Origin of the sequence: Mycobacterium sp. E796 (assembly GCF_001672815.1) — a bacterium.
Lineage (GTDB): Bacteria > Actinomycetota > Actinomycetes > Mycobacteriales > Mycobacteriaceae > Mycobacterium.
This window is the reverse complement of sequence record NZ_LZKK01000349.1, coordinates 14,882-41,463: the sequence shown is the minus strand read 5'-3', so window position 1 is coordinate 41,463 and position 26,582 is coordinate 14,882. Positions and strand designations below refer to the sequence as shown.

The window sequence follows — 26,582 nt, the reverse complement described above, 5'->3', positions numbered from 1 at the left end:
GTGACGTCGTCGGCGCGTGGCGCAAGTGCGGTTCGATCCATGTCGTTCCAGGTGCTCATGAGGCGCTTCCTTCGGTGCGGGTCGCGGCCCGGGTTGGGCCGCCGTCATAGGTAGGAGCACGGACCCGGCGTGAGTCGGACACTTTTTTGAAGACTTTTTTGGCGCCGCGGCGGGCAGGATCAGATTCGCCGACGCCGCTTGCCAGGTCTTCGTGAAGTTCTTGCGATTTTCTTGCGATCGATCGACACCGACGTGGCTACGAATTTTCACAAATCCGCGTGTGAGCAACCGGGCGGGCAAATACGCTTCCACCGGCGCCTCGGGATCGTCACGATCTGAGATGTCTGCAATCAGGGAGGTTCGGGCAGATGTTGTCCCGGATAACTTTCATCGCGGCGGTCATCGCCTTGGCCGGTGTCGGATTCGCGTCACCGGCTTACTCGTCACCTGGCGGCGGCGGCTGCTACACCGCCGCATCGGGGGATTGTGTGCCGTATCCGCAAAAGGGCGGCTCGCAGCCGCCGAATGCCACTGCCCAATGTGCCGATGGAAGCTGGTCGTTCAGCGAGCATCCCCACTCGAGTGGAACCTGCCACGGGCATGGCGGCGTGCAGCGGTATTTGTAGAGCTTCGTTTGTCGAGATCGACGTTAGCGCGAAGAACTGCGAGTGATCTGCACGCCAGCGTCGATCTGAGTCTCCGAAACCCCAAATAACCAGTGACGGAACGGAATTCTCGCTAGCCCGCCACGGTCAGGTAGATCAGCACGACGTTGAGCAGGCTGACCATCACCGCGACCGCCCAGCCGATGACCGTCGTGACGGGATGGTTGGCATCGGTACCCATGAGCTCGCGGTTGCTGGTGAGCCTGACCAGCGGAAGCACCGCGAACGGGATACCGAAGGACAGCACGACCTGCGATATGACCAGCGCGCGGGTCGGGTCCCAGCCGAGCGCCAGGATCGCGATCGCGGGGCACAGCGTCACGAGCCGGCGCACCAGCATGGGCACCGACAGGTGCAGCAATCCCTGCATGATCATGGCGCCGGCGTAGGCACCCACCGACGACGACGCCAGGCCGGACGCGAGCAGTCCGATCGCGAACAGCACCGCGATGGTCGGCCCCAGGGTGTTGTGAATCGCGGTGTAGGCGCCGTCGATGGTCGCGCTTTCCTGGTGGCCCTGCAGGTTGATCGCGGCGACGAGCAGCATCGCCGCGTTGACCATGCCGGCGACGGCCATCGCCAACACGACGTCGAAGCGCGTGACGCGCAGCAGCCAGCGCCGGTCGTGGCCGGGCTCGGGATGCCCGTGCCGGTCCAGCACCAGGCCCGAATGCAGATACACCGCGTGCGGCATCACGGTGGCGCCGAGGATGGCCGCGGCGAGCAATACGCTTTCGGCGCCGTGGAATCGGGGTAGCAATCCCGACACCACGGCCTCGGACGGTGGCGTGGCGACGAAGAAACTCGCCGCGAAGCCGATGGCGATGACGAGCAGCAGCCCCGTGATGACGCGTTCGAAGAGGAGCTGGCCGCGGCGGTCCCGGATCGCCAGCAGCAGCATCGAGACCACCCCGGTGATGATCCCGCCGACCGGCAGCGGCAGGCCGAACAGGATGCGCAGGGCGATCGCCCCGCCGATGACTTCGGCGACATCGGTTGCGACGGCGACGATTTCGGCCTGCGCCCAAAACGTCAGCCGCAGCGGACGGCCCATCCCCTTGCCGATCGCCGCGGGCAGCGACCGTCCGGTCACCAACCCGAGTTTCGCGGACAGGTACTGCACCAGGCCGGCCGTCACGTTGGCGGCGACGATCACCCATAGCAGTAGGTAGCCGTACTGCGAGCCGGCGCTGACGTTGGCCGCGACGTTTCCCGGATCGACGTAGGCGATTGCGGCGACGAACGCCGGGCCGAGCAGATACCAGCTCGTTTTGAGCGAGGCCTCGGTGCCCTGCGCCAAACGTATCGACCTCTATCCAGGTTCTCGAATAAAAAAGTTAGGTTAACCGAACACTGCGACGGACCGCGTGGCTACCCGCAACGCTGTGGATTATGCCGCCCCGATGCTGCCGCCCCCGTCCACCCGGACGATCTGACCCGTCATGTACCCGGCGTCCTCATGCAGCAACATCGCGATCACGTAGGCGATCTCGGTGGGCGTGCCGACGCGCTGCATCGGTATGGCGGCGAGAAGACGCCCCTCGACTACTGATCCGGCGGGACTGCGTTGGCGGAACATTTCGGTTTCGACGGGGCCGGGTGATACCGCGTTGACGGTAATCCCGGTCCCGGCCAGCTCGCCCGCCCAAATGCGGGTGCACGTTTCCAGCGCGGCTTTCGAGGCGGCGTAAGGCGTCCGTTCCGCGACGCCGAGTGTCGTCAGGCTCGTGACGTTGACGATGCGGCCCCATCCGGAGGCGATCATGCCCGGCAGAACGGCCTGCGCCACCTGCACCGCGGTGCGCACGTTCATGTCGTAGGTGGCGAAGAGATCGTCGAGGTCGATCGAGCCGATGCGGCCCCACCGGGAGAAGCCGACGTTGTTGACCACCGCGTCGACGACGCCGTCGGCGACGATCGCGTCGAGGGTCTGCGCGGTCGCGGCCCGGTCGGCAAGGTCGACCTCGTGGAATTGGCCGGGGAAGTCCGACGGCGCGCTGCGGGCGAGCCCGATCACCTCGTACCCATTGCCGGCGAGGCGGTCGACGACCGCGCGCCCGATGCCCTTGGACGCCCCGCTCACCAGAACGCGCCGGTTCGTCATGCTTTTCCCCTTTCGTGCCACCCCTGAGAACCATTGGGGGCAACGCCGAAACGGTGGCGCTTCATGCCGTGCTTTGGATCACCCAGGGACGTAGAGCCCCCGGCCGGGAATCAGGGGCAGGTCAAGGGTCGTCACGATGCCGGGCGGGGCGGCCACCACCGCGGGAATCGCGTTGACGACCCGCATCGCGGTGGCGACCAGGCCGGCGTGATTGTGATCGCCGAGGCGGCTGCTCAGGCAGACGTCCATCGCATACGACGGTTCGCCGGTGATCTCGATGCGGTAGGAGCCGCCTTCCTGGGCGGGCTGCGGCCAGTCGGGACGCAGGTCCTCGCGCAGGCGCGTGACGTGTTCGAGGACGACGACGGGGTCGCCGTTGACCATTCCGAACACCTCGAACCGAAGCCCGGCGGCCGTGCCCTTCGCAATGTGCCCCGAGGCGATGTCGAAGTCCTCGGGCGCGGGCTCGCGGACGTATTCCTCGGCGATGCTATCGAGCTTGATGCCCAGTCCCGCGGCCAATTGCCGCACCACCGACCCCCAGGCCAAGCTCAGCACGCCGGTCTGCAGCAGCATCGGGATCTCGTCGAGGGGCTTGCCGAATCCCATCACGTCGAACATGACGGCGGCGCTGTCGTAGGTGGCGTAGTCGACGATCTCCATGCACCGGATCTGCTGGATGCTCTGGCAGGTGCCGGCCAAGGCCATCGGCAGCAGGTCGTTGGCGAAGCCCGGGTCGATGCCGTTGACGTACAGGCTCGAATTGCCTTCGCGCGCGGCATCTTCCAACGGAGAGATGAGCTCTTCGGGTATCACTTCCCAGGGATACTGGAGAAAGACGGGGCCGCTGCCGACGATGTTGATTCCGGCGGCGAGGACTCGGCGGTAGTCCTCCAACGCCTCGGGCAGGCGATTGTCGGCCAGGGCGTTGTAGACGGCGCATTGCGGACCGGTGGCGAGTACGGCGTCCAGGTCGGTGGTGGCCAGCACTCCGGTCGAATCCTCAAGTCCGGCAAGCTCCGCCGCATCCTTGCCGGCCTTGGCGTCCGACGACACCCACACCCCGGTGAGCTCGAACTCGGGATTGGTGATCAACGCCTTGAGCGCGTGGACGCCGACGTTGCCGGTGCCCAACTGAACGACGGGTATGGCCATGGCGGCCTCCTTAGCGGTAGGGGTAACACCGTGAGCAGACGCAAAAGCGCCCGGCACGCCGTGCGTAGGGGGACTTTTGCGTCTGCTCGCGCGTCATGGTTTACAGGTCCGGGACGGGGATGTCGAGGTTGGGGAAGGTGAGGCCACCGTCGACCTCCAGCGTCTTACCGGTGAGGAAGCTGCCGGCCGGGGCCGCCAAATAGACTGCGGCGGCGGCGATGTCGACGGGATCGCCGAGGCGGCGCATGGGTGTGACCTTCTCCATCGGTGCGCGCAGCTCCTCGTTGGAGGCCACGATGTCCAGCGCCGACGTCAGGATCGATCCGGGGGCGATGGCGTTGACCCGGATGCGCGGGCACAGGTCCAGCGCGGCCAGTCGGGTGTAGTGAGCGAGCGCGGCCTTGGCGGTGCCGTAGGCGGCGAAACCGCGCCCGGCCAGCCTGCCCATGGTGGAGGTGATGTTGATGATGCTGCCCCCGCCGGAGTGCTCCAGCATCAACGGCACCGCCGCGATGGTGAGCGCGTGCGCGGTGGCGACGTTGAAGGTGAACGCCTCCTTGAGGTCCTTGGTGGAGGTGGTCAGCAGGGTGTTGGGCATGGTCCCGCCGACGTTGTTGACGACGATGTCTAGTTTCCCGAACACCTCGACGGCCTGATCGGCGAGCTCCGCGGTCGACTCGGGATGGGCCAGGTCGGCGGCGACGGCGTGGGCGCGACGGCCGGTGGCGCGGACCTGTTCGGCGACGGCATCTAGTTGAGATTGGGTGCGCGACGCGATGAGCACATCGGCGCCTGCCTCGGCGAAAGCCACCGCGATGGCCGCACCGAGGCCGCGCCCGCCACCCGTGATGACGGCGACTTTGTCGTCCAGACGGAACCTGTCAAGGATCATTACGGCCTCTCTATTCGAGTTGTCCGGCGACACGGTAACAAACCTCGCCGATGCAGATCACGGCATTTCTGAAACAGGTTCTAGTTTGTCATACCGGCGCCGCGATGTAACTCCCCGACCAGCCCCGATTGCGCGCCGGAGCGTCGCCCGACGCCCGCCGGACAGAATTCTCCGAACGTTAACCTTGTTACTGTTAGCTACTTGGCTGCGACAGATACCTGGTTGCCGGGCCGCAGCCTCTCAGGCGGCGGCGATGTTTCATCCCTACTGTTAGGAAGAGAATTGAAACTGAACCGATTTGGCGCCGCGGTGAGTGTCCTGGCTAGCGCCGCTTTGGTGTTATCCGGGTGTGGCAGCGAAAACAACAACTCGAGTGGAGCAAGCGGTAGCAGTGCGACGTCGGGCGGATCCGAGGGCGGCGTGAGCTGCGGCGGGAAGAAGACGCTGAAGGCCAGCGGATCGACGGCCCAGGCCAACGCGATGACGCGCTTCGTCAACGCGTTTGAGCAGGCGTGCCCGGGTCAGACGCTGAACTACACCGCCAATGGCTCCGGTGCCGGAATCAGTGAATTCAACGGCAACCAAACTGATTTCGGTGGGTCGGACTCGCCGCTGGCCCAAAACGAGTACGCCGCGGCCCAGCAGCGCTGCGGCTCGCCGGCGTGGAACCTGCCGGTGGTGTTCGGCCCGATCGCGATCACCTACAACGTCAAGGGCGTGAGCTCGCTGAGCCTCGACGGTCCGACGGCGGCGAAGATCTTCAACGGCGCCATCACGACGTGGAACGACCCGGCGATCCAGGGGCTCAACAACGGAACCACGCTGCCGGCCGAGCCGATCCACGTGGTGTTCCGTAACGACCAGTCCGGCACCACGGACAATTTCCAGCACTACCTCGATGCCGCGTCCAACGGCGCGTGGGGCAAGGGGGCCGGAAAGACGTTCAACGGCGGTGTCGGTGAGGGCGCCAAGGGCAACGACGGCACCTCGGCGGCCATCAAGGCGACCGAGGGATCGATCACCTACAACGAATGGTCGTTCGCCAAGGCGCAGAACCTGAACATGGCCAAGATCGTCACCTCGGCCGGCCCCGATGCCGTCGCGATCAGCGCCGACTCGGTGGGCAAGACGATCTCCGGTGCCACCGTCAAGGGTCAGGGCAACGACCTGGTGCTCGACACCAACTCGTTCTACAAGCCGACGCAGGCCGGCTCCTACCCGATCGTGCTGGCGACGTACGAGATCGTCTGCTCGAAGTATCCCGATTCGCAGGTCGGCACGGCCGTGAAGGCTTTCTTGCAGAGCACTATCGGTGCGGGCCAAAATGGCTTGGCGGACAACGGATACATCCCCATTCCGGACTCGTTCAAGTCGAAACTGTCGACTGCGGTCAACGCGATCGCGTGATTCGGAATGTCATGACGCGCGGAGCGGTGGCCGGTCCGTCGACCGGAACTCAGCCTGCGCTGAAGGCGACCGATCCGCACAAGGTGCAGCGGGGCGACCAACTGTTTAAGTTGGTCGCCGCCGCGGCCGGTTCGACGATTGTGATCGCGATCGTGCTGATCGCGATATTTCTGTTGATTCGCGCCGTGCCCTCGCTGCGAGCGAACCACGCGAACTTCTTCACCAGCGCGCAATTCAATACCACCAGCGCAGAACATTTGGCGTTCGGTATCCGCGACTTGTTCATGGTCACGGTGCTGAGCTCCCTCAGCTCCCTGGTGGTGGCCGTGCCGGTGGCGGTCGGGATCGCGATATTCCTCACCCAATACGCGCCGAAACGGTTCGCGCGACCGTTCGGCGCGATGGTTGATCTGCTGGCCGCCGTGCCGTCGATCATCTTCGGGTTGTGGGGCATCTTTGTGTTGGCGCCCAAACTCGAGCCCATCGCGGAATTCCTGAACCGCAACCTGGGCTGGCTGTTTCTGTTCAAGCAGGGCAACGTCTCGCTGGCCGGCGGCGGCACCATCTTCACCTCCGCCATCGTGCTGTCGGTGATGATCCTCCCGATCATCACCTCGGTGTCGCGGGAGGTGTTCCGCCAGACCCCGCCCATTCAGATGGAGGCGGCGCAGGCTTTGGGCGCCACCAAGTGGGAGGTGGTGCGGATGACCGTGCTGCCGTACGGCCGTAGCGGCGTCATCGCAGCGTCAATGCTCGGGCTGGGCCGCGCCCTTGGGGAAACCGTTGCGGTGCTGATCATCCTGCGGTCGGCCGCCCGCCCGGGCAACTGGTCGCTGTTCGACGGTGGTTACACGTTTGCTTCGAAGATCGCTTCCGCGGCAGCGGAATTCAGTGAACCGCTGCCCACCGGCGCCTACATCGCCGCCGGGTTCGCGCTGTTTGTCCTGACGTTCGTCGTCAACGCGCTTGCGCGCGCGGTGGCGGGTGGGAAGGTCAACGGATGAGTCGCGCCGGCGACAAACTAGTTGGGAGCGATGAGGTGGGGGCACCTCCCGCTCGCGGGGGAGAGTGGCGCGCATGAGTATCGATGCGCTCGACTTGCCGGTCAAACCGGACGTGTTCAGCCCGCTGAGCCTGCGGCGGCGGATCACCAACAACGCCGCGACGACGTTCTTCGTCGCCTCATTCCTCGCGGCTCTGGTACCGCTGGTCTGGGTGCTCGGGGTCGTGATCGCACGCGGGTGGTATGCCGTCACCCGCTCGGGCTGGTGGACCCATTCGCTGCGCGGCGTGCTGCCCGAGGAGTTCGCCGGCGGCGTGTACCACGCGCTGTACGGAACGTTGGTGCAGGCCGGTGTGGCCGCCGTGTTGTCCGTGCCGCTCGGCATGATGACCGCGGTGTTCCTGGTGGAATACGGGTCCGGCCGGTTGGTGCGGCTCACGACCTTCATGGTCGACGTGCTCGCCGGGGTGCCCTCGATCGTCGCGGCGCTGTTCATCTTCAGCCTCTGGATCGCCACCCTGGGTTTCCAGCAGAGCTCCTTTGCCGTGTCGTTGGCATTGGTCCTGTTGATGCTGCCGGTGGTGGTGCGGTCCACCGAAGAGATGCTCCGGCTGGTGCCCGACGACCTCCGAGAAGCCAGCTACGCGCTGGGCGTTCCGAAATGGAAGACGATCGTGCGGATCGTGATCCCGATCGCGATGCCGGGCATTGTCTCGGGCATCTTGTTGTCGGTCGCGCGCGTCATCGGGGAAACCGCGCCGGTGCTGGTGCTCGTCGGTTACAGCCGGTCCATCAACTTCGACATGTTCCACGGCAACATGGCCTCGCTGCCGTTGTTGATCTACACCGAACTCACCAACCCCGAGCACGCCGGCTTCCTGCGGATCTGGGGTGCGGCGTTGAGCCTCATCATCATCGTCGCGGTCATCAACCTGCTGGCCGCCGGATTCCGCTTCGTGTCGATGCGGCGGCGCTGACCGCCCAACGCGGTCAGGACTTCGACGCGGCCTTCTTGGCGGGCGCCTTTGTGGCGGCCGTCTTCTTGGCCGGCGCCTTCTTCGCGGGCGCTTTCTTTGCCGCTGCCTTCTTGGCCCCCGAACCAGCCCCGGCCTTACCGTCGCCGGAGCGCGCCTTGACGCTGGCCTCCAGCTTGGCCAGCAGGTCGGACACGTCCTCGGTCTCGTCGAGTTCCTTGGGCTGCTCCTCGGCGGTAAACGCCTCGCCGCCTTCGAGTTTCGCCTCGATGAGTTCCTGCAGCTGCTCCTGGTAGGTATCGTGGTAGCGGTCGGGGTTGAAGTCCTCGGCCATCGATTCCACCACCTGCCCGGCCATCTTGAGTTCGGCGGGCTTGATATCGACCTTCTTGTCCAGCACGGGGAAGTCGGGGTCGCGGATCTCGTCGGGCCACAACAGCGTGTGCATCACCATCACGTCGCGCTTGCCGAAGTCCTTGACGCGCAACGCCGCCAACCTGGTCTTGTTGCGCAGCGTGAAGTGGACGATCGCCATCCGATCGGTCTCGGCGAGCGTCTTAGCAAGCAGCACATAGGATTTCGACGACTTCGAATCCGGCTCGAGAAAGTAGCTGCGGTCGAACAGCATCGGGTCGACATCGCTGGCCGGGACGAACTCGAGCACCTCGATCTCGCGGCTGCGTTCCTCGGGCAGGGTGGCGATGTCGTCGTCGGTGATGATCACCGATTGCCCGTCGGGCGACTCGAAGGCCCGGGCGATGTCACGGTATTCGACGACCTCGCCGTCTTTCTCGCAGATGCGTTGGTAGCGGATGCGGCCGTTGTCCTTGGCGTGCACCTGATGGAACTTGATGTCGTGGTCCTCGGTGGCGCTGTAGACCTTGACCGGGACGTTCACCAGTCCGAACGCGATCGAACCCTTCCAGATGGAACGCATGTAAGTCAGTATGCCCACACCACCCCCAGCAAAACAGCGCAGCACGCCCGCACCGCGGACTTTCGGGTACAGCTAATTCCGTGGAAGGGCCCGCAGGCTGTCTCGGTCGGGCAGGTCGGCACCGGCGCGGCCGACGGTCCACGCCGACGACAGGCACGCCGATTCCAGCGCCGCGGTCAGCGCGTCGAGCCCGATCCGGCCCAGGGCGGCCCGCCGGGCGGCGCCCAACAAACCCATTCCCCAGAGCGAGTCCAGCAGGCCGACCATGAACGCGTCGCCCGCACCTACGGTGTCCACCACCTCGACCTGCCGGGCCGGCACCCGGACCTCGCCGGCCGGGCAGAATGCCACGGCGCCCCGATCACCCATCGTCGCGACGACGATCGCCGGTCCCGACGCCAGCCAGGCTCGGGCCGTCGACTCGGGGTCGCGGTCGGGATCTATCCAGCTCAGGTCCTCGTCGCTGGCCTTGACGATGTCGCTGCGCTCGACGAAGCGGGCGATGCGGTCGCGGGCGAGATCCCGGTCGACGATCAGCGACGGGCGCACATTCGGGTCGAAACTGACGGTGGCCGACACCCGATAGGTGTCGAGCAGCGCCGCGACCGCCAGGCACCCCGGCTCGCGCACGGCGGCGATCGATCCGGTGTGCACCAACAGTGGCGGCGCGACCTCGGGTGTGCCGGTAAGCTGCCAGTCCAGGTCGAAGGTATAGGTCACCGACCCGTCGGCTCCGATCGTCGCGACTGCGGTCGGTGTCCGGTCGGCCGCGGAACTCCCCGGAACCAGCTGCGCGCCAGAGGCTTTCAGGCAGTCGGCGATTCGGCGGCCGCGCTCGTCGTCGCCGATGTGCGTCGCGAAGTCGACATCGCGACCCAGCCTGGCGAGCCCGACGGCGACGTTGAGCGGGCTTCCGCCCACGTGCTCCGCGGCGCCGACGATGTCGATCAAGGCTTCGCCGACCACCAGCGCGCGGGTCACGGGTCCGCACCTTTCAGCAACGACTCCAGGGTCGCCCGGGCCCCGCGGACGTGCAACGAGTCCAGCGCCCAGCGATAGGCCTCGACGAAGCGTGGTTCCTGGGCGAGATCGCCGAACAGGTCGGTGTTCTCGATGAACGCGGTGGGATGCAGCCGCTGCGACCGCGCGAGGGGCACCAGCGAGTCCGCCAGGTTGTCGACCACCTCGATCGGTTCGCCGCCTTCGTCGACCGCCTCGGCGTAGCGGGCCCAGCTCGCGACGGTGGCCGAGGCGAGCCGGATCGGTCCGCCGGCGCGCAGGTTGTCGCGGATCACCGGAAGCAGCCATTTCGGGATGCGGTCCGAGGAGTAGGCGCACAACCGCGCCACCGTGTCCCGCACCCCCGGGTTCGCGAAGCGTTCGATGAGCCCTTGGGTGTACGCGGGCAGGTCGATGCCGGGCACCGGTCGCAGCGTCGGCGTGGCTTCGGAATCGAAATATGACAACAGGAATTCGGCCAGGAGCGGGTCGCGCGCCGCGTCGTGGACCATGCGGTACCCGAACAGTGCAGCGAAGTAGCACAGGCACTGGTGACCGGCGTTGAGCAGCCGCAGCTTCATCGCCTCGTACGGGCTCACGTCGTCGACCAACAGGACGCCCGCCTCGTCCAGCGGCGGGCGCCCGTCGGCGAAATCGTCTTCGAGCACCCACGACGCGAAGGCCTCCGCCACCACCGGCCACTCGTCGGCGACTCCGAAGTCACGTTCCACTGCGGCCGCGATCTCCGGAGTGGTGACCGGGGTGATGCGGTCGACCATCGAGCTGGGGAACCGGGCGTGCTCGCCGATCCAGTCGGCCAGCCCGGGTCCAAGCGGTTCGGCGTGTGCGATGACGGCCTGGCGCGCGACCTCGCCGTTGTGCTCGATGTTGTCGCAGGACAGGATCGTGGGCGCGGCGATGCCGCGGTCGCGCCGCCGGGCCAGCGCCTCGGCGATCAGACCGAAAACCGAGCCCGCGTCCCGGATCTGGTAGCCGCCCTCGGTGATGGTCATCGAGATGATGCGGGTCGTCGCGGCGGCGAGCAGCTCGATGGTGGCGGGCGGGTCGTCTGGCGCGTAGCGGTAGTCGACGATCGAGCCGATCACCCGCGCTACGCGGTTGCCGTCGGGATGCTCCAATACCAGCGTGTACAGGCCGTCCTGGGCGCGCAGGACGTCGCGCATCCGACGGTCGGCCGGCATCACGCCGATTCCGCAGATGCCCCACTCCCGTGCCCGGCCCCGTTCGAGCAGCTTGTCGATGTACATCGCCTGATGCGCGCGGTGAAAGCCGCCGACGCCGATGTGCGCGATGCCGACAGCAACGTCGTCGCGGTCATAGCCCGGTGTCGCGATCGGCATCCGTCCCAGGGTGGCGTTGCTCAGCCGAACCACGGTCTTGACGGTACCGGCGCCCGTGTGCGAACAACTAGGTTGGCCATATGGCTTCAACAGCACCGGCGCGGGTCAAGCTGACCAACGCCGAGAAGGTGCTGTATCCGGCGACGGGAACCACCAAAGCCGACGTCTTCGACTACTACACCCGCATCGCCGAGGTGATGCTGCCGCACATCGCCGGGCGGGCGGCCACCCGCAAGCGCTGGCCCAACGGCGTCGAGCAGGAGTCGTTCTTCGAAAAGCAGCTGGCGTCGTCGGCGCCCGACTGGCTGCCGCGGGCCAGCGTCACCCACCGTTCCGGGACGACGACCTATCCGATCATCGACAGCGCCGACGGGTTGGCCTGGATCGCGCAGCAGGCGGCGCTGGAGGTGCACGTCCCGCAGTGGCGGTTCGTCGCCGAGTGGACCCGGAGCAGGGCCCAAGAGCTCAAGCCCGGCCCGGCAACGCGTTTGGTCTTCGACCTGGATCCGGGCGAAGGCGTGACGATGCCGCAACTGTGCGAGGTCGCCCATGCCGTGCGGGACCTGATGTCCGACATCGGGCTGACCACCTTCCCGCTCACCAGCGGCAGCAAGGGGGTGCACCTCTACGCGCCGCTGGACAACCCGGTGAGCAGCAAGGGCGCCACGGTGTTGGCCAAACGCGTTGCGCAGCAACTGGAAAAGGCGATGCCCAAGCTGGTCACCTCGACCATGACCAAGAGCCTGCGGGCGGGCAAGGTCTTTCTCGACTGGAGCCAGAACAACGGTTCCAAGACCACCATCGCGCCGTACTCCCTGCGCGGGCGCGAACATCCGACCGTCGCGGCGCCGCGCACCTGGGAAGAACTCGAGGACCCGGCGGTGGGCCAGCTCCGCTACGACGAAGTGCTCGACCGGGTCGCCCGCGACGGCGATCTGCTGGCGGCGCTCGACGTCGACGCGCCGGTCAGCGACCGCCTCAGCAAGTATCGCAGCATGCGGGACGCGTCGAAAACCCCCGAACCGGTACCTGCGACGAGACCCGTTACCGGCCAAGGCAATTCGTTCGTCATCCAGGAGCACCACGCCCGCCGCCTGCACTACGATTTCCGGCTCGAGCGCGACGGCGTCCTGGTGTCGTGGGCGGTGCCGAAGAACCTGCCCGACACCCCGTCGGTCAACCACCTCGCGGTGCACACCGAGGACCATCCGCTCGAATACGGCTCGTTCGAGGGGAACATCCCCAAGGGGGAGTACGGCGCCGGCAAGGTGGTCATCTGGGACGCGGGCACGTACGAGGCGGAGAAGTTTCAGGACGACGAGGTGATCGTCAACCTGCACGGCAATCGAATCTCCGGGCGCTACGCGCTGATTCAAACAAACGGCGACCAATGGCTGGCGCACCGGATGAAGGACCAGAAGGTCTTCGAGTTCGACACGATCACGCCGATGCTCGCCTCAGAGGGCTCCGTGGCCGCCCTCAAGGCCGGCCAGTGGGCGTTCGAGGGCAAATGGGACGGCTATCGGCTCCTGGTCGAGGTCGATCACGGCGACTTGCGGATCCGGTCCCGGCGCGGCCGCGAAGTCACCAACGAATATCCCGATTTGCGTTCGCTCGCAGCCGATCTGTCCGAGCATCACGCGGTGCTGGACGGCGAAGCGGTCATTCTCGATGAGAACGGGGTGCCGAGCTTCCACGCGATGCAAAACCGGGGTCGCGGTTCCCGCGTCGAGTACTGGGCGTTCGACCTGCTCTACCTCGACGGCCGCTCGCTGCTGCGGGCGCGTTACTCCGACCGGCGCAAGCTGCTGGAATTCCTTGGCGCCGCGGGTAATCTGATCGTCCCCGACCTGCTGCCCGGTGACGGCGCCCAGGCGCTCGAGCACTCACTGAAGTACGGCTGGGAGGGTGTGGTCGGGAAAAAGCGTGACTCCACCTACCAGCCGGGCCGGCGTTCGGCGTCGTGGATCAAGGACAAGAACTGGAACACTCAGGAAGTCGTCATCGGCGGCTGGAAGGCGGGCGAGGGTGGGCGCACCAGCGGCATCGGCTCGCTGCTGATGGGAATCCCGGGGCCCGACGGTTTGCGCTTCGCCGGACGCGTCGGCACCGGCTTCACCGAACGCGACCTGGCGAACCTGAAGAAGACGCTGGCGCCGTTGCAGACCGACCAATCCCCGTTCCACCCGCCGCTGCCCCGGCAGGACGCCAAGGGGGTGACGTTCGTCGAACCGGTTCTCGTCGGCGAGGTGCGCTACAGCGAATGGACCCCGGATCACCGGTTGCGCCAATCGAGTTGGCGCGGGCTGCGGCCGGACAAGGAACCAAGTGAGGTGGTACGCGAGTGAAGTGGGTGACCTTTCGAGGCGACGACGACGAACGCACCGGGGTCCTCTCCGGCGACACCATCCACGTGATGCCGCCGGGCGTGACACTGCTCGACCTGATCGGCCGCGGCGCCGACGGGCTGCGCCAGGCCGGCGAAGAGGCGTTGCGTTCCCCCTCGGCGGTGGCGCGCCTCGACGACGTGACGGTGCTGGCGCCGATCCCGCACCCGCCGTCGATCCGCGACTCCCTGTGCTTCTTGGATCACATGCGCAACTGCCAGGCCGCGATGGGCGGCGGCCGGGTGCTCGCCGACACCTGGTACCGCATCCCCGCGTTCTACTTCGCCTGCCCCACAACAGTTTTGGGTCCTTACGAAGACGCACCGACGGCGCCCGGAAGCGCTTGGCAGGACTTCGAATTGGAGATCGCCGCCGTCATCGGTGTCAGCGGCAAGGACTTGACCGTCGACCAAGCCGAAGACGCCATCATCGGCTACACCATCTTCAACGACTGGTCCGCACGCGACCTGCAGCAGCGGGAAGGCCAGCTCGCGATCGGGCAGGGCAAGGGCAAGGACAGCGGGGTCACACTGGGCCCCTACCTGGTGACGCCCGACGAGCTCGAGCCGTACCGGCGAGACGGCAAGCTCGACCTGCAGGTGACCGCGTTGGTCAACGACACCGTGATCGGTTCGGGTTCGACCGCCCAGATGGACTGGACCTTCGGCGAGGTCATCTCCTACGTCTCGCGCGGCGTGCCGCTCACGCCCGGCGACGTCATCGGCTCCGGAACCGTGCCCACCTGCACGCTCGTCGAGCACCTCAATCCCGCTGCACTGGAATCGTTTCCGGGCTGGCTGCACGACGGCGACGTCGTCACCCTGCGGGTCCAGGGCTTGGGGGAGACCCGGCAAACCGTTCGCGCCAGCGCTCCGCCGCATCCGCTGGCCGCCCGGCGCAACCCGGACGCCGTGCCCGCCCCGGCCCGGGTAAACCGGGCCCCGGCGAAGGTGCCCTACACCCGCGGCCTGCACGAGGTCGCCGACCGGATATGGGCGTGGACGCTCCCGGACGGCGGCTACGGGTGGAGCAACGCCGGGCTGATCGCCGGTGATGGCGCGTCACTGCTCGTCGACACGCTGTTCGACCTGGCGCTGACCCGCGAAATGCTCGCCCGTATGGAGCCGATGACCGAACGCGCTCCCATCACCGACGCCCTGATCACCCATTCCAACGGCGACCACACCCACGGCAACCAGCTGCTGGATGCGTCGGTGCGCATCCTCGCGGCGCAGGGCACCGCCGACGAGATCGCGCACGGGATGGCGCCCGAGATGCTGGCCATGGCCCAGACCGCCAACCTCGGCCCGGTCGCGACGCCGTACGTGCGAGACCGCTTCGGGCACTTCGACTTCAGCGGCATCAAGCTGCGCAACGCCGACCAGACGTTCGAGCGCGACCTCACCGTCGAGGTCGGCGGGCGCCGCATCGACCTGCTGAACCTGGGCCCCGCCCACACCGCCGCCGACTCGGTGGTGCACGTGCCCGACGCGGGGGTGTTGTTCGGTGGCGACCTGCTTTTCATCGGCTGCACCCCGATCGTGTGGGCCGGCCCCATCGCCAACTGGATCGCGGCATGCGACGCGATGATCGCGCTCGACGCCCCGACCGTGGTGCCGGGCCACGGTCCGGTCACCGATCCGGACGGGATCCGCGCGGTCCGTGGATATCTCGCGCACGTCGCCGACCAGGCCGAGGCCGCCCATCGCAAGGGCCTGTCGTGGGCCGAGGCCGCCGACACGATCGACCTCGGCGAGTACGCGAGCTGGCTGGACGCCGAGCGGGTGGTCGTCAACGTCTATCAGCGCTACCGCGAACTCGACCCGGACACACCACAATTGGAGGTGATGGCCCTGCTGGTGATGCAGGCCGAGTGGCTCGCCAAGCGCACTTCGGCGGCTAGGTCTTGATCGCGCGCACGAAGCTGATGGTGGCGGCCGGGCCGTGCTCGGTCTCAAGCAGTTCCGGCAGGCCCGCCGCGGCGAACAGGTCGGTGAGCGCGAAAGTGGTTGTCGCCCAACCGTCGGCACCCAGGTGTGCGGCGACGTCGGTGTGCTTGCCCGGGTAGGTCAGGGCGGCGATGTCCAGGTCGAGCCCGTGGCGGCGCCAGCCCTCGGTCGTACGCCGCGCCTGCTCCTCTGACTCCCGCGAGGCGTCGTTGAGCGACCCATAGTCCGCGGCGAAGCGGCTGCCCTCGCTGGACAGCGGGGTGATCGAGTCCAGCAGCCGAACCTCGGCGTCCGGCGGTAGAAATCCGATCAGCACCCCCTCGGCCAGCCACGCCGTGGGTTGCGCGGGATCGAATCCGGCCTCCTGCAGCGCCGCCGGCCAATCCTCGCGGAGGTCGATGCCGATGGTGCGCAACTCGGCCGTCGGGGCCGCGCCGATCTCCGACAGCGTCGCGGTCTTGAACGCGATTACCTCGGGCTGATCGATCTCATAGACCGTTGTGCCGGCCGGCCACGCAAGCCGATACGAGCGGGCGTCGAGCCCGGACGCCACGATCACCACCTGCCGCAGGCCCGCCTTGGCAGCCGCGGCGAAGTAGTCGTCGTAGAACCGGGCGCGGGCTGCGAACGTGTCGACCATGCGGGGAAATCCGATGCCCTTCTCGAGGTCGTCGGAGTCGAGTTCGCCGCTGGCCAACTTCGTGAACACGTCGAGGCCGACGGCGCGGACCAGCGGTTCGGCGTACTCGTCGGTGACGACGGGCTGCGAATTCCTGGTGGCGGCCGCGCGCGCCGCGGCGACCATCGTGGCGGTGGCGCCCACGCTGCTGGCCAGGTCCCAGGTGTCGTCTTCGGTTCGTGCCATGCTCTCTCCTTCGGTCGGGCGGCAAAACCACGGTATGCCGCACCGGTAAACACCCATGTCGCCTACGGTTCACGTATGCCCGCAGTGGAATTCGAAACCCTCGAGGACAACATCGCCTGCATCACCCTGAACCGGCCGGAGCGCCTGAATGCGATCGACGGGGCGCTGATCGGCGGCGTCGACCAGGCCCTCGATGCACTCGGCGAGGGCGAGCACCGGGTCGCGATCATCACCGGGGCCGGGCGGGGCTTCTGCGCCGGCGCCGATCTCAGCGGCACCGGCGAGGCCTGGACCAAGTCCAGGCCGACGAGCCCGCCGTTCAAGGTCAACTACGACTCGCAGGTGCGCCTGGCCGAGCTGTTCACCCGGATCTACGAGCTGCCCATCCCGGTGATCGCAGCGGTCAACGGCGTGGCCGTCGGCGGCGGGCTGGCGTTCACGTTGGTCAGCGACATCCGCGTCGCGTCCGAGAACGCCCGGTTCGGATCGGTGTTCATCAAGGCCGGCTTCTCGTCGATGGACATGGGCACCAGCTACCTGCTGCCCAAGATCGTCGGGGCCGGCGTCGCGCGTGAGCTGATGCTGACGGGTCGCATCATCGACGCGCACGAGGCCTATCGGATCAAGCTGGTGCACGAGGTGGTGGCGCCGGACGACCTGATCCCGGCCGCGCTCAAGCTGGCGCGTTCCATCGCGGAGAACAACGCGTATGGCGTGTGGCAGACCAAGATTGGGCTCAACGCGGCGCTGGACGCGCCGAGTCTGCGCCACGCGATCGAGCTGGAGAACCGCACCCAGATCCTCAGCGGCTTCACCAACAATCCGACCGAAGCCGCCAGGGCGCACATGGAGAAGCGGGCCCCGAAGTGGGATCCGCTGTGATGTTTGGCGGCCGTCTTCGGACTTTGAGTGTGAAGCCTGGGCTTTTGGTGTTACTCCTGGGCGGTGAACCCGGAGGAATCGCGCCACGGGTTCACACTGAAAGCCGTGAGCTCACACTGAAGGCCCTGTGACGGCTAGAGTTTCGCGATGACGTTCTCCGCGAACATCTCCAGGTTGCGGATCTTGCTGTCCAGCGGCTCGGTGTCGGACCCAGTGATGTAAGGGATGCGGAAGCCGACGATGACGTCCGTGACGCCCTTGTCCTCGAGCCGCTTGATGCCGTCCGCGGTGTAGGCGTCGGCCGAGATCACGTGGATCTCGAACGGGCCGGTCTTGCCCGCTTCGTCGCGGTACTGCCTGAGCTTGGCGAGCAGCGCGTCGAGTTCCTCCGGATCGCCGCCGCCATGCATCCAGCCGTCCAGGCGTGCCGCGCGGCGCAGCGCGGCGTCGGCGTGCCCGCCGATCAGGATCGGGATCGGCTTGGTCGGGGCGGGGGTCATCTTGGTCTTGGGGATGTCGTAGAACTCGCCGTGGAATTCGAAATAGTCGCCGGTGGTGAGGCCTTGGATGATCTCGATGCATTCGTCCATCCGCTTGCCGCGCTTGGCAAATGGAACGCCCAGCAGTTCGTAGTCCTCGGGCCACGGGCTCGTGCCGACCCCGAAACCCACCCGGTTGTCGGTCATCGCGGCCAGTGAACCGATCTGCTTGGCCACCAACGCGGGTGGCCGGATGGGCAGCTTGAGGACGAAGAAGTTGAACCGCAGCGTCGACGTCACCGCACCCAACGCCGACGTCAGCACGAAGGTTTCGATGAACTCCTTACCGTCCAGGAATTCGCGGTTGCCGTCGGGGGTGTACGGATACTTCGAGTCGGATTCGAAGGGATAGGCGATGCTGTCGGCAATCGTCATGGCGTCATAGCCGGCGGCCTCGGCCGCCTTGGCCAGCGGGATGTAGTAGCGAAAGTCCGTCATCGCCTCTGCGTAGGTGAACCGCACGTCATCCGCCTTCCTGGAGGGACCGTCACACGAGATTAGAACGTGTTCTACTTTTACCCACGAGCGGGTCCCCGAACAAGGGTGTCGGCGGCTCAGCGGTGGATAGCCAGACTGGCTAGAGCTGATTCTCGGGGCCGATGACGGCCCAGACGGTCTTGCCCGACGCCGTCGGTGTGCTGCCCCAGGCGCGTGACAACGCATCGACGATCGCCAGGCCGGACACGTCGATGCCCTTGTCCGGCGACGGCAGCCGCAGGGCGGGTGTGCTGCTGGCGTCGGACACCGCGATGGTCGCCGTCGCCCCGTCGGTTTCAACCCGCATCATCGGCACGCTTCCGGTGTGCTCGAGCACGTTCTCCACGAACACGTTGACGACCACCAACGCGACCGGGATGAGCGCGGACTGCGACCAAGCGGTCAGCCACTCCCGGACCAGCCGGCGCGACTCCCGAAGACTGGTCAGGTTGGCGGGCAGCTCGGCATCGGCATGCCGCACGGTGCGGCTGGTGAGCCGATCGAGCGCCTTCATCGCGGACTTCTCGGTCGCGTACACGGGCATGAAGCGAGCGACCTCGCTCCGGGTGATCGCCTCGCGGGCGGTGCGGTCGGCGCACACCAGCACGATCGGGACGCTTGGCCGGATGTGCGCCTGCCAGCGCACGCCGATGAAGCTGGACCAGACCGATTCCGCGGGGACCTGCAGGCGAGAGACGTTGACGAGGACGGCCGACGGCTCGTCCAGCGTCGCCTTCGTGATGATGTCGCGCAGCGCGGCGGAGCTGCTGCCGTCGAGCACGCCCTCGACCGTGAGCACGACGACCGACTGCTCCGTGCGCGTCGCAACGGCCAGCGAGCTCGGTGACTCAGCTACCGCGCTCACCACAGCCACCCCTTTCCGGTCAGGGCTTTATCCTCGCCGACCGAGCCCCGGCAAGCCGTGTTATCCGGATGCGCGTGTCTCAATAGCAATTTAGGCCCCCGCGCTCCCACCTCGAAAGACGGCGGATGCGATTTCCTGATCCGGTCCGCTGCCATATCCCCCGCTCCTGGAATTCCCACCGCTAATTCCCTGAGAACCCGCCCCCTCGGCGGCCACCGCCGCAGCACACCCTGCGGGATGAAAATGAGACTAAAACGCTTACCCGAACGTCACGATCGGCAAACCTTCGAAATACCGGACGGCGCCGATCAGCTCAGCGCATACGGCGGAGCGCCGACCCCCGCCACCGTGTGCGTGCCCCACGGGGTCTGCTCGACGATGCGGGCCGGCGCGCTGCACTCGCCGACCGTCAGGGTCGCGGTGCGTGCCTGCTTGAGCCACTCGTCGGGCAACGGCGCGGAACCGAATACCGTGCCTTGCCAGTGGTAATGGCCGTCGATCGGATCCAGGTGGCCGGCGAGACGCACGCGCACCGGATGGTCGGCGCCGGCGATCGTGAGCGTCGCCGCGCCCTCGTAGGTCGCGTCGTTCCCCGCCGCGCCGGACGTCAGCTCGAACGCCGACGCCACCGGCTGCGGCTGGGCCGGTCGCACATAGACGCGCTCGTTGAACACCCGCTGGCTGCTGCGGCGCACTTCGATGCGGGTGCTGCCGGTGCGTTCCATCAGGGTGATGCATTCGGCGACATAGCGTGCCTGCGCGCCGGTGTCGGGCCCGGTGACAAAGAAGTAGTTGGGCAAGCCGCGAACGGCGACCCCGAAGTAGGGCTCCATGCCGTCGACCAGCGTGATGCCCGACGTCGGGTCGAGCGCGGCGAACCCGGTCCCGTAGATGATGGCATCGGCGTCGTGTTCGACCCCGTCGGCGGTTCGGACGCGCGATGCGGTGATGGCAACGACGGGCGATCGCACCAGCGCGGGCCGCGGCGTCGCGTCGGCGGCCGGTCGGATGCGGCGGCGCAGCCAGCGCTTGGCGCGGGTGGCGGGCAGCGGCAGCTCGTCGACGACCCGGCGCGGTGGGTGCGCGAAGACCGTGACCGAGGCTGCCGATTTCATCAGCCGCGGGATGTGATCGCCGGCGGTGGAATCGGCGCCGATGACGGCGACGCGCTTACCGGCCGGGTCGAAACCTGCCGGCCACTGCGCCGCGTGAAACGACTCGCCCAGAAAGTCGTCGCGTCCGGCGATGTCCGGTAACCACGGGACGGGCGCCGGTCGGTCGGCGACGACGACGCGGGCCCGCACGGGTTCGCCACCGGCCGTCGTCAGCAGCCATGTGTCGGTGGCGTCGTCGAACCGTGACCCGAGCACGTCGCGGTCGGGCGTCGCGACGTCGGTGATGCCGGCCGTTTGGAGGGCCGCCCGTGCGCTGTCTCCCGCTCCAAGGACGAGCACCCGATGGCAGCGCACGGGCGGCTGGGTCACAGGAATCTGCTGCGCTTCCAGGCGCGGCGTGCGATCGGGCCCAGCAGGCCCACCTCGGTCAGAAACGCCGCCAGCGGCGCGAAGCCGGCAATCTGCATCTCGCGGCGGTGTTGGCTGGTGCGCGCTGTTTTTCGTGCCCGCTTCGCGTCCAGGCCCACCCGCGCGTACGGGATCGGGTTGCTGAACAAGTAGTTGAAGAAGTATCCGCCCAGCCCGTTGATGTTGGCCATGAACCAGCGGTTGAGCCGCGGCATCTCCGCGGCGCGCTTGCGGGCGCCGTCGCGGGCGAACTGGATGTGGCGGGCCTCTTCGGTGACGTGGATCCGCATGAGCCGCTGGATGATTGGCTGCAGCTCGGGGTCGTCCATCATCTGCCGTTGCAGCGAGTCGAAGATCTCTTCGCCGATGAGCGCGGCAATCCACAGCATCGAGCCGCGCTGGAACGCCAGCGGCAGCGCGTTGATGATCCACCGGTGAAACAGGCGCGGCCGCACCGGCTTTGCGCCGATGCGCTCGATGGCCTTGCCGAACATGACCATGTGCCGGGTCTCGTCGCCCAGCTCGGTGAGCTTGTAGTGCGTCGAGGAGCTGGTGGGGTCCTCGTGCAAGATGGTCCGCAGCAGCGACTGGTTGAGCATGTTCTCGAACCAGATCCCGGCCGAGAGCGTGTTGACCAGTTCCTGGCGGGACAGGTCGATCTGCTGCTCGCGCGTCATCTCGTCCCACATCGGGGTGTCGTACAGCGAGACCAGCCGCGGCGGCAGGTAGAACTTGTCCGGGTCCAGCGGGGCGTCCCAGTCGATGTCGACCACCGGCTCGTAGGACTTCTTGACTGAGCCCTTCAGCAATCGGTCCGAGAACTCCTCACGACTCGGCCCACTTGGCTTCACCGGAGCGGTCATTGCGTGGCGTCCCTTCGTCGGGTGCTGCAGGCGGTACCCATGGTACTGGGTACTTGAGGGGTCGACTAGGCCTTCCAGGTTTCGATTCGGTTGACTGGCGTGGTGGGTCGGCACATTCACGTCATCGGCATCGGCGCCGGCGACCCGGGCTATGTGACCGTTCAGGCCATCGAGGCGCTCAACGACACGCAGGTGTTCTTCGCGATGGACAAGGGCGAGGCGAAGAGCGATCTGGTCGCCCTGCGACGCGAGATCTGTGCCCGGTTCATCCGGCAGCCCGGGTATCGCTTCGTGGAGCTGGCCGATCCCAAGCGCTCGACCGAGGCCGACTACCGGGACGCGGTCGCGGATTGGCACGCCGCGCGGGCGCGCGTCTGGGCGGACGCCATCTCCGCCGAGCTGGGTCCCGACGGGGTCGGCGCCTTCCTGGCCTGGGGCGACCCGTCGCTGTACGACAGCACGCTGCGCATCCTCGACGCCATCAAGGCCGAAGCCGCGGAGCTGGAGTTCAGTTACGACGTCATTCCGGGCATCACCGCGGTCCAGGCGCTGACTGCTCGGCACCGCATCCCGCTCAACGAGGTCGGCGAGCCGGTCCTGATCACCACCGGCAGGCAGCTGCGCGCGAACGGGTTGGCCGGCTCGGCGGTGGTCATGCTCGACGCCGACTGCTCGTTTCAGACGTGCCCGCCCGACACGAAGATCTGGTGGGGCGCCTACCTCGGCACCGGCGACGAGCTGCTGGTCGACGGCACCGTCGGCGAGGTCGCGGCGCGCATCGTGGCGCTGCGCGCCGACGCCCGCGCGCGGCACGGCTGGATCATGGACACCTATTTGCTCAGAACGGCAGACTGAAGGGCGTGCCCGAACTCCCCGAAATCGAAGCGCTGGTCGACCATTTGCGCCGCCACGCCGTCGGATCGACCATCGGTCGCGTCGACGTCGTCGCGTTTTCGGTGCTGAAGACCTTCGACCCGCCGATCAGCGTTCTGCACGGTCAATCGGTGAGCGGGGCCCAGCGCTGGGGCAAGTACCTGGGGCTGCAGGCCGGGCCGTTGTTCCTGATCGCCCACCTGTCGCGCGCCGGGTGGCTGCGGTGGTCCGACAAGCTGGCCGCGGCCCCGCTGCGTCCCGGCAAGGGCCCGATCGCGATGCGGGTGCACCTGGGCACGCCCGGCGAGGCGCCCGGCTTCGACCTCACCGAGGCCGGCACGCAGAAGCGGCTGGCGGTGTGGCTCGTCGACGACCCGCAGCTGGTGCCCGGCATCGCCGCCCTGGGCCCCGATGCGCTGGAGCTCAGCCCCGAGGACCTGGCCGGGGTGCTGTCCGGCAACACCGGCCGGATCAAGACGGTCATCACCGACCAGAAGGTGATCGCGGGCATCGGCAACGCCTACAGCGACGAGATCCTGCACGTTGCGAAGATCTCGCCGTTCGCCACCGCGGGCAAACTGTCCGACGAACAGCTCACCGCCCTGCACGACGCGATGATCTCGGTGCTCACCGACGCGGTGAGCCGCTCCGTCGGCCAGGGTGCCGCCATGCTCAAGGGGGAGAAGCGCTCCGGCCTGCGCGTGCACGCCCGCACCGGCCTGCCGTGCCCGGTGTGTGGGGACACCGTACGCGAAGTGTCGTTCGCGGACAAGTCTTTTCAGTACTGCCCGACGTGCCAGACCGGCGGCAAGGTGCTCGCCGACCGTCGCTTGTCGCGGCTGCTCAAGTAGCCGCCGCCATCGGTCGATATGCTGCCCGGGTGACTCGTCAGAAGATCCTCATCACCGGTGCCAGTTCTGGCCTGGGCGCCGGGATGGCGCGCTCCTTCGCCGCCAAGGGCCGCGACCTCGGGCTGTGCGCCCGTCGCACCGACCGGCTCGACGAGCTGAAAGCCGAACTGACGCAACAGTATCCGGGAATCAAGATCGCCGTCGCCGCACTGGACGTCAACGACCACGAGCAGGTGCCGAAGGTGTTCGCCGAAATCAGCGACGAGCTCGGCGGGGTCGACCGCATCGTCGTCAACGCCGGCATCGGCAAGGGTGCGAAGCTGGGCTCGGGCAAGCCGTGGGCGAACAAGGCGACCCTCGAGACCAACCTGGTCGCCGCCCTGGTGCAGATCGAGACCGCGCTGGAGTTGTTCGCCAAAAGCGGGCAGGGCCATCTGGTGCTCATCTCGTCGGTGCTCGGCAACAAGGGGGTGCCGGGCGTCAAAGCCGCTTACGCCGCAAGCAAAGCCGGGATGCGCTCGCTGGGCGAATCGCTACGCGCCGAATACCGCCGCGGCCCAATCAAGGTTTCGCTGATCGAGCCGGGCTACATCGAGTCGGAGATGACCGCCAAGTCCGCGAGCACAATGTTCATGGTGGACAACGAAACTGGCGTCAAAGCGTTGGTAGACGCGATCGAGCGCGAACCCGGCCGCGCCGTTGTGCCATGGTGGCCGTGGGCCCCGCTGGCGCAACTGATGCGGGTGCTGCCGCCCCCGCTGACGAAGGTCTTCGCCTAATTCCTCTGGCGGTGTTCGCCGGGCCCTGCCCGGCCACCAGACGCAAAAGCCCCCGCAGCCACGGCGTGTCGGGGGCTTTTGCGTCTGCTCGCGGGTTCTAGCTCGTGCGTCCGCGCTGGGTGCGGTAGCGGCGGACCAGCGCGTCGGTCGAGCTGTCGGTCTGCGGCGCGGGTGAGGCGTCGCCGGTGATCACCGGAAGCAGCGCCTTGGCCTGCGTCTTGCCCAGCTCGACACCCCACTGGTCGAACGAGTCGATGCCCCAGATCACCCCTTCGGTGAAGACCTGGTGCTCGTAGAGCGCAATCAGCTGGCCCAGCACCGACGGGGTGAGCCGGTCGGCCAAAATCGAAGTGGACGGCCGGTTTCCGGGCATCACCTTGTGCGGCACGACGTCGGCCGGGGTGCCCTCGGCGGCGATCTCCTCGGCGGTCTTGCCGAACGCCAGCACCTGAGTCTGGGCGAAGAAGTTGCTCATCAACAAATCGTGCATGCTGCCGGTGCCGTCGGCGGTGGCCAGGTCGTCGGTGGGTTGGCTGAAGCCGATGAAATCGGCGGGCACCAGCCGGGTGCCCTGGTGCAGCAACTGGTAGAACGCGTGCTGGCCGTTGGTTCCCGGTTCGCCCCAAAAGATTTCGCCGGTGTCGGTGGTGACCGGCGTGCCGTCTGCGCGGGTCGACTTGCCGTTGGATTCCATGGTCAGCTGTTGCAGGTAGGCCGCGAAGCGGGACAGGTCGTTCGAATACGGCAGCACCGCCCGCGATTGCGCGCCCATGAAGTTGGAGTACCACAGCCCGATGAGGCCGAGCAGCACCGGCGCATTCGACTCCAGCGGGGCGGTCTGGAAATGCCGGTCGACGATGTGGAATCCGGACAGGAAATCGGCGAACGCCTCCTTGCCGATGACGGCCATCACCGACAGCCCGATCGCCGAGTCGACCGAATAACGCCCGCCGACCCAGTCCCAGAACCCGAACATGTTGTCGGTGTTGATGCCGAAGTCGTCGACCAGGCGCTTGTTGGTGGAGACCGCCACGAAGTGCTTGGACACGGCGGCGTCGCCGAGCGCGTCGGTCAGCCACCGGCGCGCGGCGGTCGCGTTGGTCAGCGTCTCCAGGGTGGAGAAGGTTTTCGAGGCGACGATGAAAAGCGTTGTGGCGGGGTCCAAGTCGGCGAGCTTGGCGACCAGGTCGGCGGGGTCGACGTTGGAGACGAAGCGCGCCGAGATCCCGGCGTCCGCGTAGTGGCGCAGCGCCTGGTAAGCCATGGCCGGCCCCAGGTCCGACCCGCCGATCCCGATGTTGACCACGGTGCTGATCTTTTTCCCGGTGGCCCCGGTCCATTCACCGCTGCGTAACCGGTCGGTGAAGTCGCCCATCTTGTCCAGCACGGCGTGCACGTCCTCGACGACGTTCTGGCCGTCGACGATCAGCTCGGCGTCGCGGGGCAGCCGCAGCGCGATGTGCAGCACGGCTCGGTCCTCGGAGGTGTTGATGTGTGCGCCGGAGAACATCTGGTCGCGGCGCTCCTCGAGGTTAGCCGCCCGCGCCAGGTCGACCAGCAGCCCCAGCGTCTCTCGGGTGACCCGGTGTTTGCTGTAGTCGATGTAGAGGTCGCCGGCGGTCACGGTGAGCTCGCGGCCGCGATCGGGGTCCTCGTCGAAGAACTGCCGCAGATGGGTCTGGCCGATTTGTTCGTGATGCCTGCGCAGGGCGTCCCACGCCGGGGTGGCGGTGATGTCGGGGATGGTTTGCAGGGAGGTCATGATCTGACCCTAGTGCGGTCCGACGGGGCGGAGCCAGGTGTGACGGACGGCCTCAGTGGCCGAGCCGGCCCCGGCCCAGCCGCAGCAGCAGCATCGCCAGGTCCTTGCCGTCGGGTCCGAGCTCGCTGTAGCGCTCGATGACCTTCATCTCGCGGCTGTGGACCAGCCGGGTGCCGCCGGACGCCATCCGTACCTTGCCGATCGCCTGCGAAACTTCGGCCCGCCGCTTTACCGCGGCGAGGATCTCGGCGTCCAGCCGGTCGATTTCCTGGCGCAACGCGTCAATGTCGGCGGCTTCTTGGGACTCGACCATCTCGATGTTCATCTCTAACTCCGCATTCTCTTGATGTGGGGGTTCTGGTCTCATCCGTTATCGGGCCTCACAAAAGAGACGAGCCCCGAATCCGGAAGCGGACCACGGGGCTCTGCGAAATCAGCTACACCACGGGCACCGCTGGCCGGTACCCGTA

At 67.2% G+C, this 26,582-nt stretch carries 24 protein-coding genes and 1 pseudogene; 11 read left to right on the top strand and 14 right to left on the bottom strand.

Features of this window, described 5'->3' with window-relative positions:
* Positions 1-368: 368 nt before the first annotated feature.
* Positions 369-626 (top strand): DUF3761 domain-containing protein, encoded by a 258-nt coding sequence (locus A5706_RS35380; RefSeq protein WP_082964704.1) that lies wholly within the window; start codon positions 369-371, stop codon positions 624-626.
* Between the two features lie 112 nt (positions 627-738).
* Here A5706_RS35380 and A5706_RS28685 read toward each other — a convergent pair whose 3' ends face one another.
* The 4 genes from A5706_RS28685 to A5706_RS28670 form a co-directional block, all read right to left on the bottom strand.
* Positions 739-1,965, bottom strand: coding sequence for an Nramp family divalent metal transporter (locus A5706_RS28685; protein WP_068138901.1), 1,227 nt, complete (start codon positions 1,963-1,965; stop codon positions 739-741).
* Between the two features lie 90 nt (positions 1,966-2,055).
* The gene (locus A5706_RS28680; RefSeq protein ID WP_068138897.1) at positions 2,056-2,769 is read right to left on the bottom strand and encodes an SDR family oxidoreductase; all 714 of its coding nucleotides are present in this window, start codon (positions 2,767-2,769) and stop codon (positions 2,056-2,058) included.
* A gap of 78 nt (positions 2,770-2,847) precedes the next feature.
* On the bottom strand, positions 2,848-3,924 hold the full coding sequence (locus A5706_RS28675; RefSeq protein WP_068138895.1) for a diacylglycerol kinase: 1,077 nt from the start codon (positions 3,922-3,924) through the stop codon (positions 2,848-2,850).
* A 100-nt stretch (positions 3,925-4,024) separates the two neighbouring features.
* Complete coding sequence (locus tag A5706_RS28670) at positions 4,025-4,816, bottom strand: SDR family oxidoreductase (protein WP_068138892.1); 792 nt, start codon at positions 4,814-4,816, stop codon at positions 4,025-4,027.
* Positions 4,817-5,098: 282 nt separating this feature from the next.
* Here A5706_RS28670 and pstS point away from each other — a divergent pair, with 282 nt between their 5' ends.
* From pstS to pstA, 3 genes are all read left to right on the top strand, one after another.
* Positions 5,099-6,223, top strand: a complete 1,125-nt coding sequence (gene pstS / locus A5706_RS28665) for a phosphate ABC transporter substrate-binding protein PstS (RefSeq protein WP_068138890.1) — start codon at positions 5,099-5,101, stop codon at positions 6,221-6,223.
* An 11-nt stretch (positions 6,224-6,234) separates the two neighbouring features.
* The gene (gene pstC / locus A5706_RS28660; RefSeq protein WP_068138886.1) at positions 6,235-7,227 is read left to right on the top strand and encodes a phosphate ABC transporter permease subunit PstC; all 993 of its coding nucleotides are present in this window, start codon (positions 6,235-6,237) and stop codon (positions 7,225-7,227) included.
* A 73-nt stretch (positions 7,228-7,300) separates the two neighbouring features.
* Positions 7,301-8,203: a phosphate ABC transporter permease PstA gene (gene pstA / locus A5706_RS28655; protein WP_068138882.1), complete on the top strand. Its 903-nt coding sequence runs from the start codon at positions 7,301-7,303 to the stop codon at positions 8,201-8,203.
* Between the two features lie 13 nt (positions 8,204-8,216).
* Here the strand turns inward: pstA and A5706_RS28650 are convergent, their stop codons facing one another.
* The 3 genes from A5706_RS28650 to A5706_RS28640 all read right to left on the bottom strand — a co-directional run bounded on the left by A5706_RS28650 (position 8,217) and on the right by A5706_RS28640 (position 11,497).
* On the bottom strand, positions 8,217-9,137 hold the full coding sequence (locus A5706_RS28650; RefSeq protein WP_068138880.1) for a Ku protein: 921 nt from the start codon (positions 9,135-9,137) through the stop codon (positions 8,217-8,219).
* A 72-nt stretch (positions 9,138-9,209) separates the two neighbouring features.
* Positions 9,210-10,118 (bottom strand): carbohydrate kinase, encoded by a 909-nt coding sequence (locus tag A5706_RS28645; RefSeq protein ID WP_068138877.1) that lies wholly within the window; start codon positions 10,116-10,118, stop codon positions 9,210-9,212.
* Positions 10,115-11,497, bottom strand: coding sequence for a mannitol dehydrogenase family protein (locus tag A5706_RS28640; RefSeq protein ID WP_068138923.1), 1,383 nt, complete (start codon positions 11,495-11,497; stop codon positions 10,115-10,117). Before A5706_RS28640 ends, A5706_RS28645 begins: the two co-directional genes overlap by 4 nt.
* A gap of 80 nt (positions 11,498-11,577) precedes the next feature.
* On the opposite strand from A5706_RS28640, the gene A5706_RS28635 reads away from it, so the two are divergent.
* Together A5706_RS28635 and A5706_RS28630 are read left to right on the top strand one after the other, a co-directional pair.
* Positions 11,578-13,845: an ATP-dependent DNA ligase gene (locus A5706_RS28635; RefSeq protein WP_068138874.1), complete on the top strand. Its 2,268-nt coding sequence runs from the start codon at positions 11,578-11,580 to the stop codon at positions 13,843-13,845.
* On the top strand, positions 13,842-15,794 hold the full coding sequence (locus A5706_RS28630; protein ID WP_068138871.1) for a fumarylacetoacetate hydrolase family protein: 1,953 nt from the start codon (positions 13,842-13,844) through the stop codon (positions 15,792-15,794). Before A5706_RS28635 ends, A5706_RS28630 begins: the two co-directional genes overlap by 4 nt.
* On the opposite strand, the gene A5706_RS28625 is transcribed toward A5706_RS28630, so the two are convergent.
* Entirely contained in the window at positions 15,784-16,698 is a 915-nt protein-coding gene (locus tag A5706_RS28625) for a class I SAM-dependent methyltransferase (protein WP_068138869.1), read from the bottom strand. The genes A5706_RS28630 and A5706_RS28625 overlap by 11 nt on opposite strands.
* 84 nt (positions 16,699-16,782) lie before the next feature.
* Here A5706_RS28625 and A5706_RS28620 point away from each other — a divergent pair, with 84 nt between their 5' ends.
* A complete protein-coding gene (locus A5706_RS28620; protein WP_197518020.1) occupies positions 16,783-17,580 on the top strand; it encodes an enoyl-CoA hydratase/isomerase family protein in 798 nt (265 codons plus the stop codon).
* Between the two features lie 134 nt (positions 17,581-17,714).
* On the opposite strand, the gene A5706_RS28615 is transcribed toward A5706_RS28620, so the two are convergent.
* The 4 genes from A5706_RS28615 to A5706_RS28600 all read right to left on the bottom strand — a co-directional run bounded on the left by A5706_RS28615 (position 17,715) and on the right by A5706_RS28600 (position 21,847).
* Entirely contained in the window at positions 17,715-18,581 is an 867-nt protein-coding gene (locus tag A5706_RS28615; RefSeq protein ID WP_068138863.1) for a TIGR03619 family F420-dependent LLM class oxidoreductase, read from the bottom strand.
* A gap of 115 nt (positions 18,582-18,696) precedes the next feature.
* On the bottom strand, positions 18,697-19,461 hold the full coding sequence (locus A5706_RS28610) for an STAS domain-containing protein (RefSeq protein WP_068138918.1): 765 nt from the start codon (positions 19,459-19,461) through the stop codon (positions 18,697-18,699).
* Between the two features lie 308 nt (positions 19,462-19,769).
* On the bottom strand, positions 19,770-20,708 hold the full coding sequence (locus A5706_RS28605; protein ID WP_231985452.1) for a DUF4873 domain-containing protein: 939 nt from the start codon (positions 20,706-20,708) through the stop codon (positions 19,770-19,772).
* A gap of 233 nt (positions 20,709-20,941) precedes the next feature.
* Positions 20,942-21,847: a diiron oxygenase gene (locus A5706_RS28600; protein WP_068138859.1), complete on the bottom strand. Its 906-nt coding sequence runs from the start codon at positions 21,845-21,847 to the stop codon at positions 20,942-20,944.
* 102 nt (positions 21,848-21,949) lie between these two features.
* Here A5706_RS28600 and cobF point away from each other — a divergent pair, with 102 nt between their 5' ends.
* The 4 genes and pseudogenes from cobF to A5706_RS28585 all read left to right on the top strand — a co-directional run bounded on the left by cobF (position 21,950) and on the right by A5706_RS28585 (position 24,350).
* Positions 21,950-22,702, top strand: coding sequence for a precorrin-6A synthase (deacetylating) (gene cobF, locus A5706_RS28595; RefSeq protein WP_068138913.1), 753 nt, complete (start codon positions 21,950-21,952; stop codon positions 22,700-22,702).
* Positions 22,703-22,707: 5 nt separating this feature from the next.
* A pseudogene (locus tag A5706_RS34665) lies at positions 22,708-22,950 on the top strand (DNA-formamidopyrimidine glycosylase family protein); the annotation flags it as partial.
* Between the two features lie 150 nt (positions 22,951-23,100).
* The gene (locus tag A5706_RS34660; RefSeq protein ID WP_231982093.1) at positions 23,101-23,571 is read left to right on the top strand and encodes a zinc finger domain-containing protein; all 471 of its coding nucleotides are present in this window, start codon (positions 23,101-23,103) and stop codon (positions 23,569-23,571) included.
* A gap of 29 nt (positions 23,572-23,600) precedes the next feature.
* Positions 23,601-24,350 carry an SDR family oxidoreductase gene (locus A5706_RS28585; protein WP_068138853.1) on the top strand — a complete coding sequence of 250 codons (750 nt, stop codon included), beginning with the start codon at positions 23,601-23,603 and terminating at the stop codon, positions 24,348-24,350.
* A gap of 97 nt (positions 24,351-24,447) precedes the next feature.
* Here the strand turns inward: A5706_RS28585 and pgi are convergent, their stop codons facing one another.
* A complete protein-coding gene (pgi, locus tag A5706_RS28580) occupies positions 24,448-26,112 on the bottom strand; it encodes a glucose-6-phosphate isomerase (RefSeq protein ID WP_068138850.1) in 1,665 nt (554 codons plus the stop codon).
* 52 nt (positions 26,113-26,164) lie between these two features.
* Positions 26,165-26,479, bottom strand: coding sequence for a chorismate mutase (locus A5706_RS28575; protein WP_082964702.1), 315 nt, complete (start codon positions 26,477-26,479; stop codon positions 26,165-26,167).
* Between the last annotated feature and the right edge of the window lie 103 nt (positions 26,480-26,582).

Coding starts and splice junctions, on each gene's coding strand:
- A5706_RS35380 (WP_082964704.1), top strand. CDS start 369: ATGTTGTCCCGGATAACTTTCATCGCGGCGGTCATCGCCTTGGCCGGT.
- A5706_RS28680 (WP_068138897.1), bottom strand. CDS start 2,769: ATGACGAACCGGCGCGTTCTGGTGAGCGGGGCGTCCAAGGGCATCGGG.
- A5706_RS28675 (WP_068138895.1), bottom strand. CDS start 3,924: ATGGCCATACCCGTCGTTCAGTTGGGCACCGGCAACGTCGGCGTCCAC.
- A5706_RS28670 (WP_068138892.1), bottom strand. CDS start 4,816: ATGATCCTTGACAGGTTCCGTCTGGACGACAAAGTCGCCGTCATCACG.
- pstC (WP_068138886.1), top strand. CDS start 6,235: ATGACGCGCGGAGCGGTGGCCGGTCCGTCGACCGGAACTCAGCCTGCG.
- pstA (WP_068138882.1), top strand. CDS start 7,301: ATGAGTATCGATGCGCTCGACTTGCCGGTCAAACCGGACGTGTTCAGC.
- A5706_RS28650 (WP_068138880.1), bottom strand. CDS start 9,137: ATGCGTTCCATCTGGAAGGGTTCGATCGCGTTCGGACTGGTGAACGTC.
- A5706_RS28640 (WP_068138923.1), bottom strand. CDS start 11,497: ATGCCGATCGCGACACCGGGCTATGACCGCGACGACGTTGCTGTCGGC.
- A5706_RS28635 (WP_068138874.1), top strand. CDS start 11,578: ATGGCTTCAACAGCACCGGCGCGGGTCAAGCTGACCAACGCCGAGAAG.
- A5706_RS28625 (WP_068138869.1), bottom strand. CDS start 16,698: ATGGCACGAACCGAAGACGACACCTGGGACCTGGCCAGCAGCGTGGGC.
- A5706_RS28600 (WP_068138859.1), bottom strand. CDS start 21,847: ATGACCGCTCCGGTGAAGCCAAGTGGGCCGAGTCGTGAGGAGTTCTCG.
- pgi (WP_068138850.1), bottom strand. CDS start 26,112: ATGACCTCCCTGCAAACCATCCCCGACATCACCGCCACCCCGGCGTGG.
- A5706_RS28575 (WP_082964702.1), bottom strand. CDS start 26,479: ATGAGACCAGAACCCCCACATCAAGAGAATGCGGAGTTAGAGATGAAC.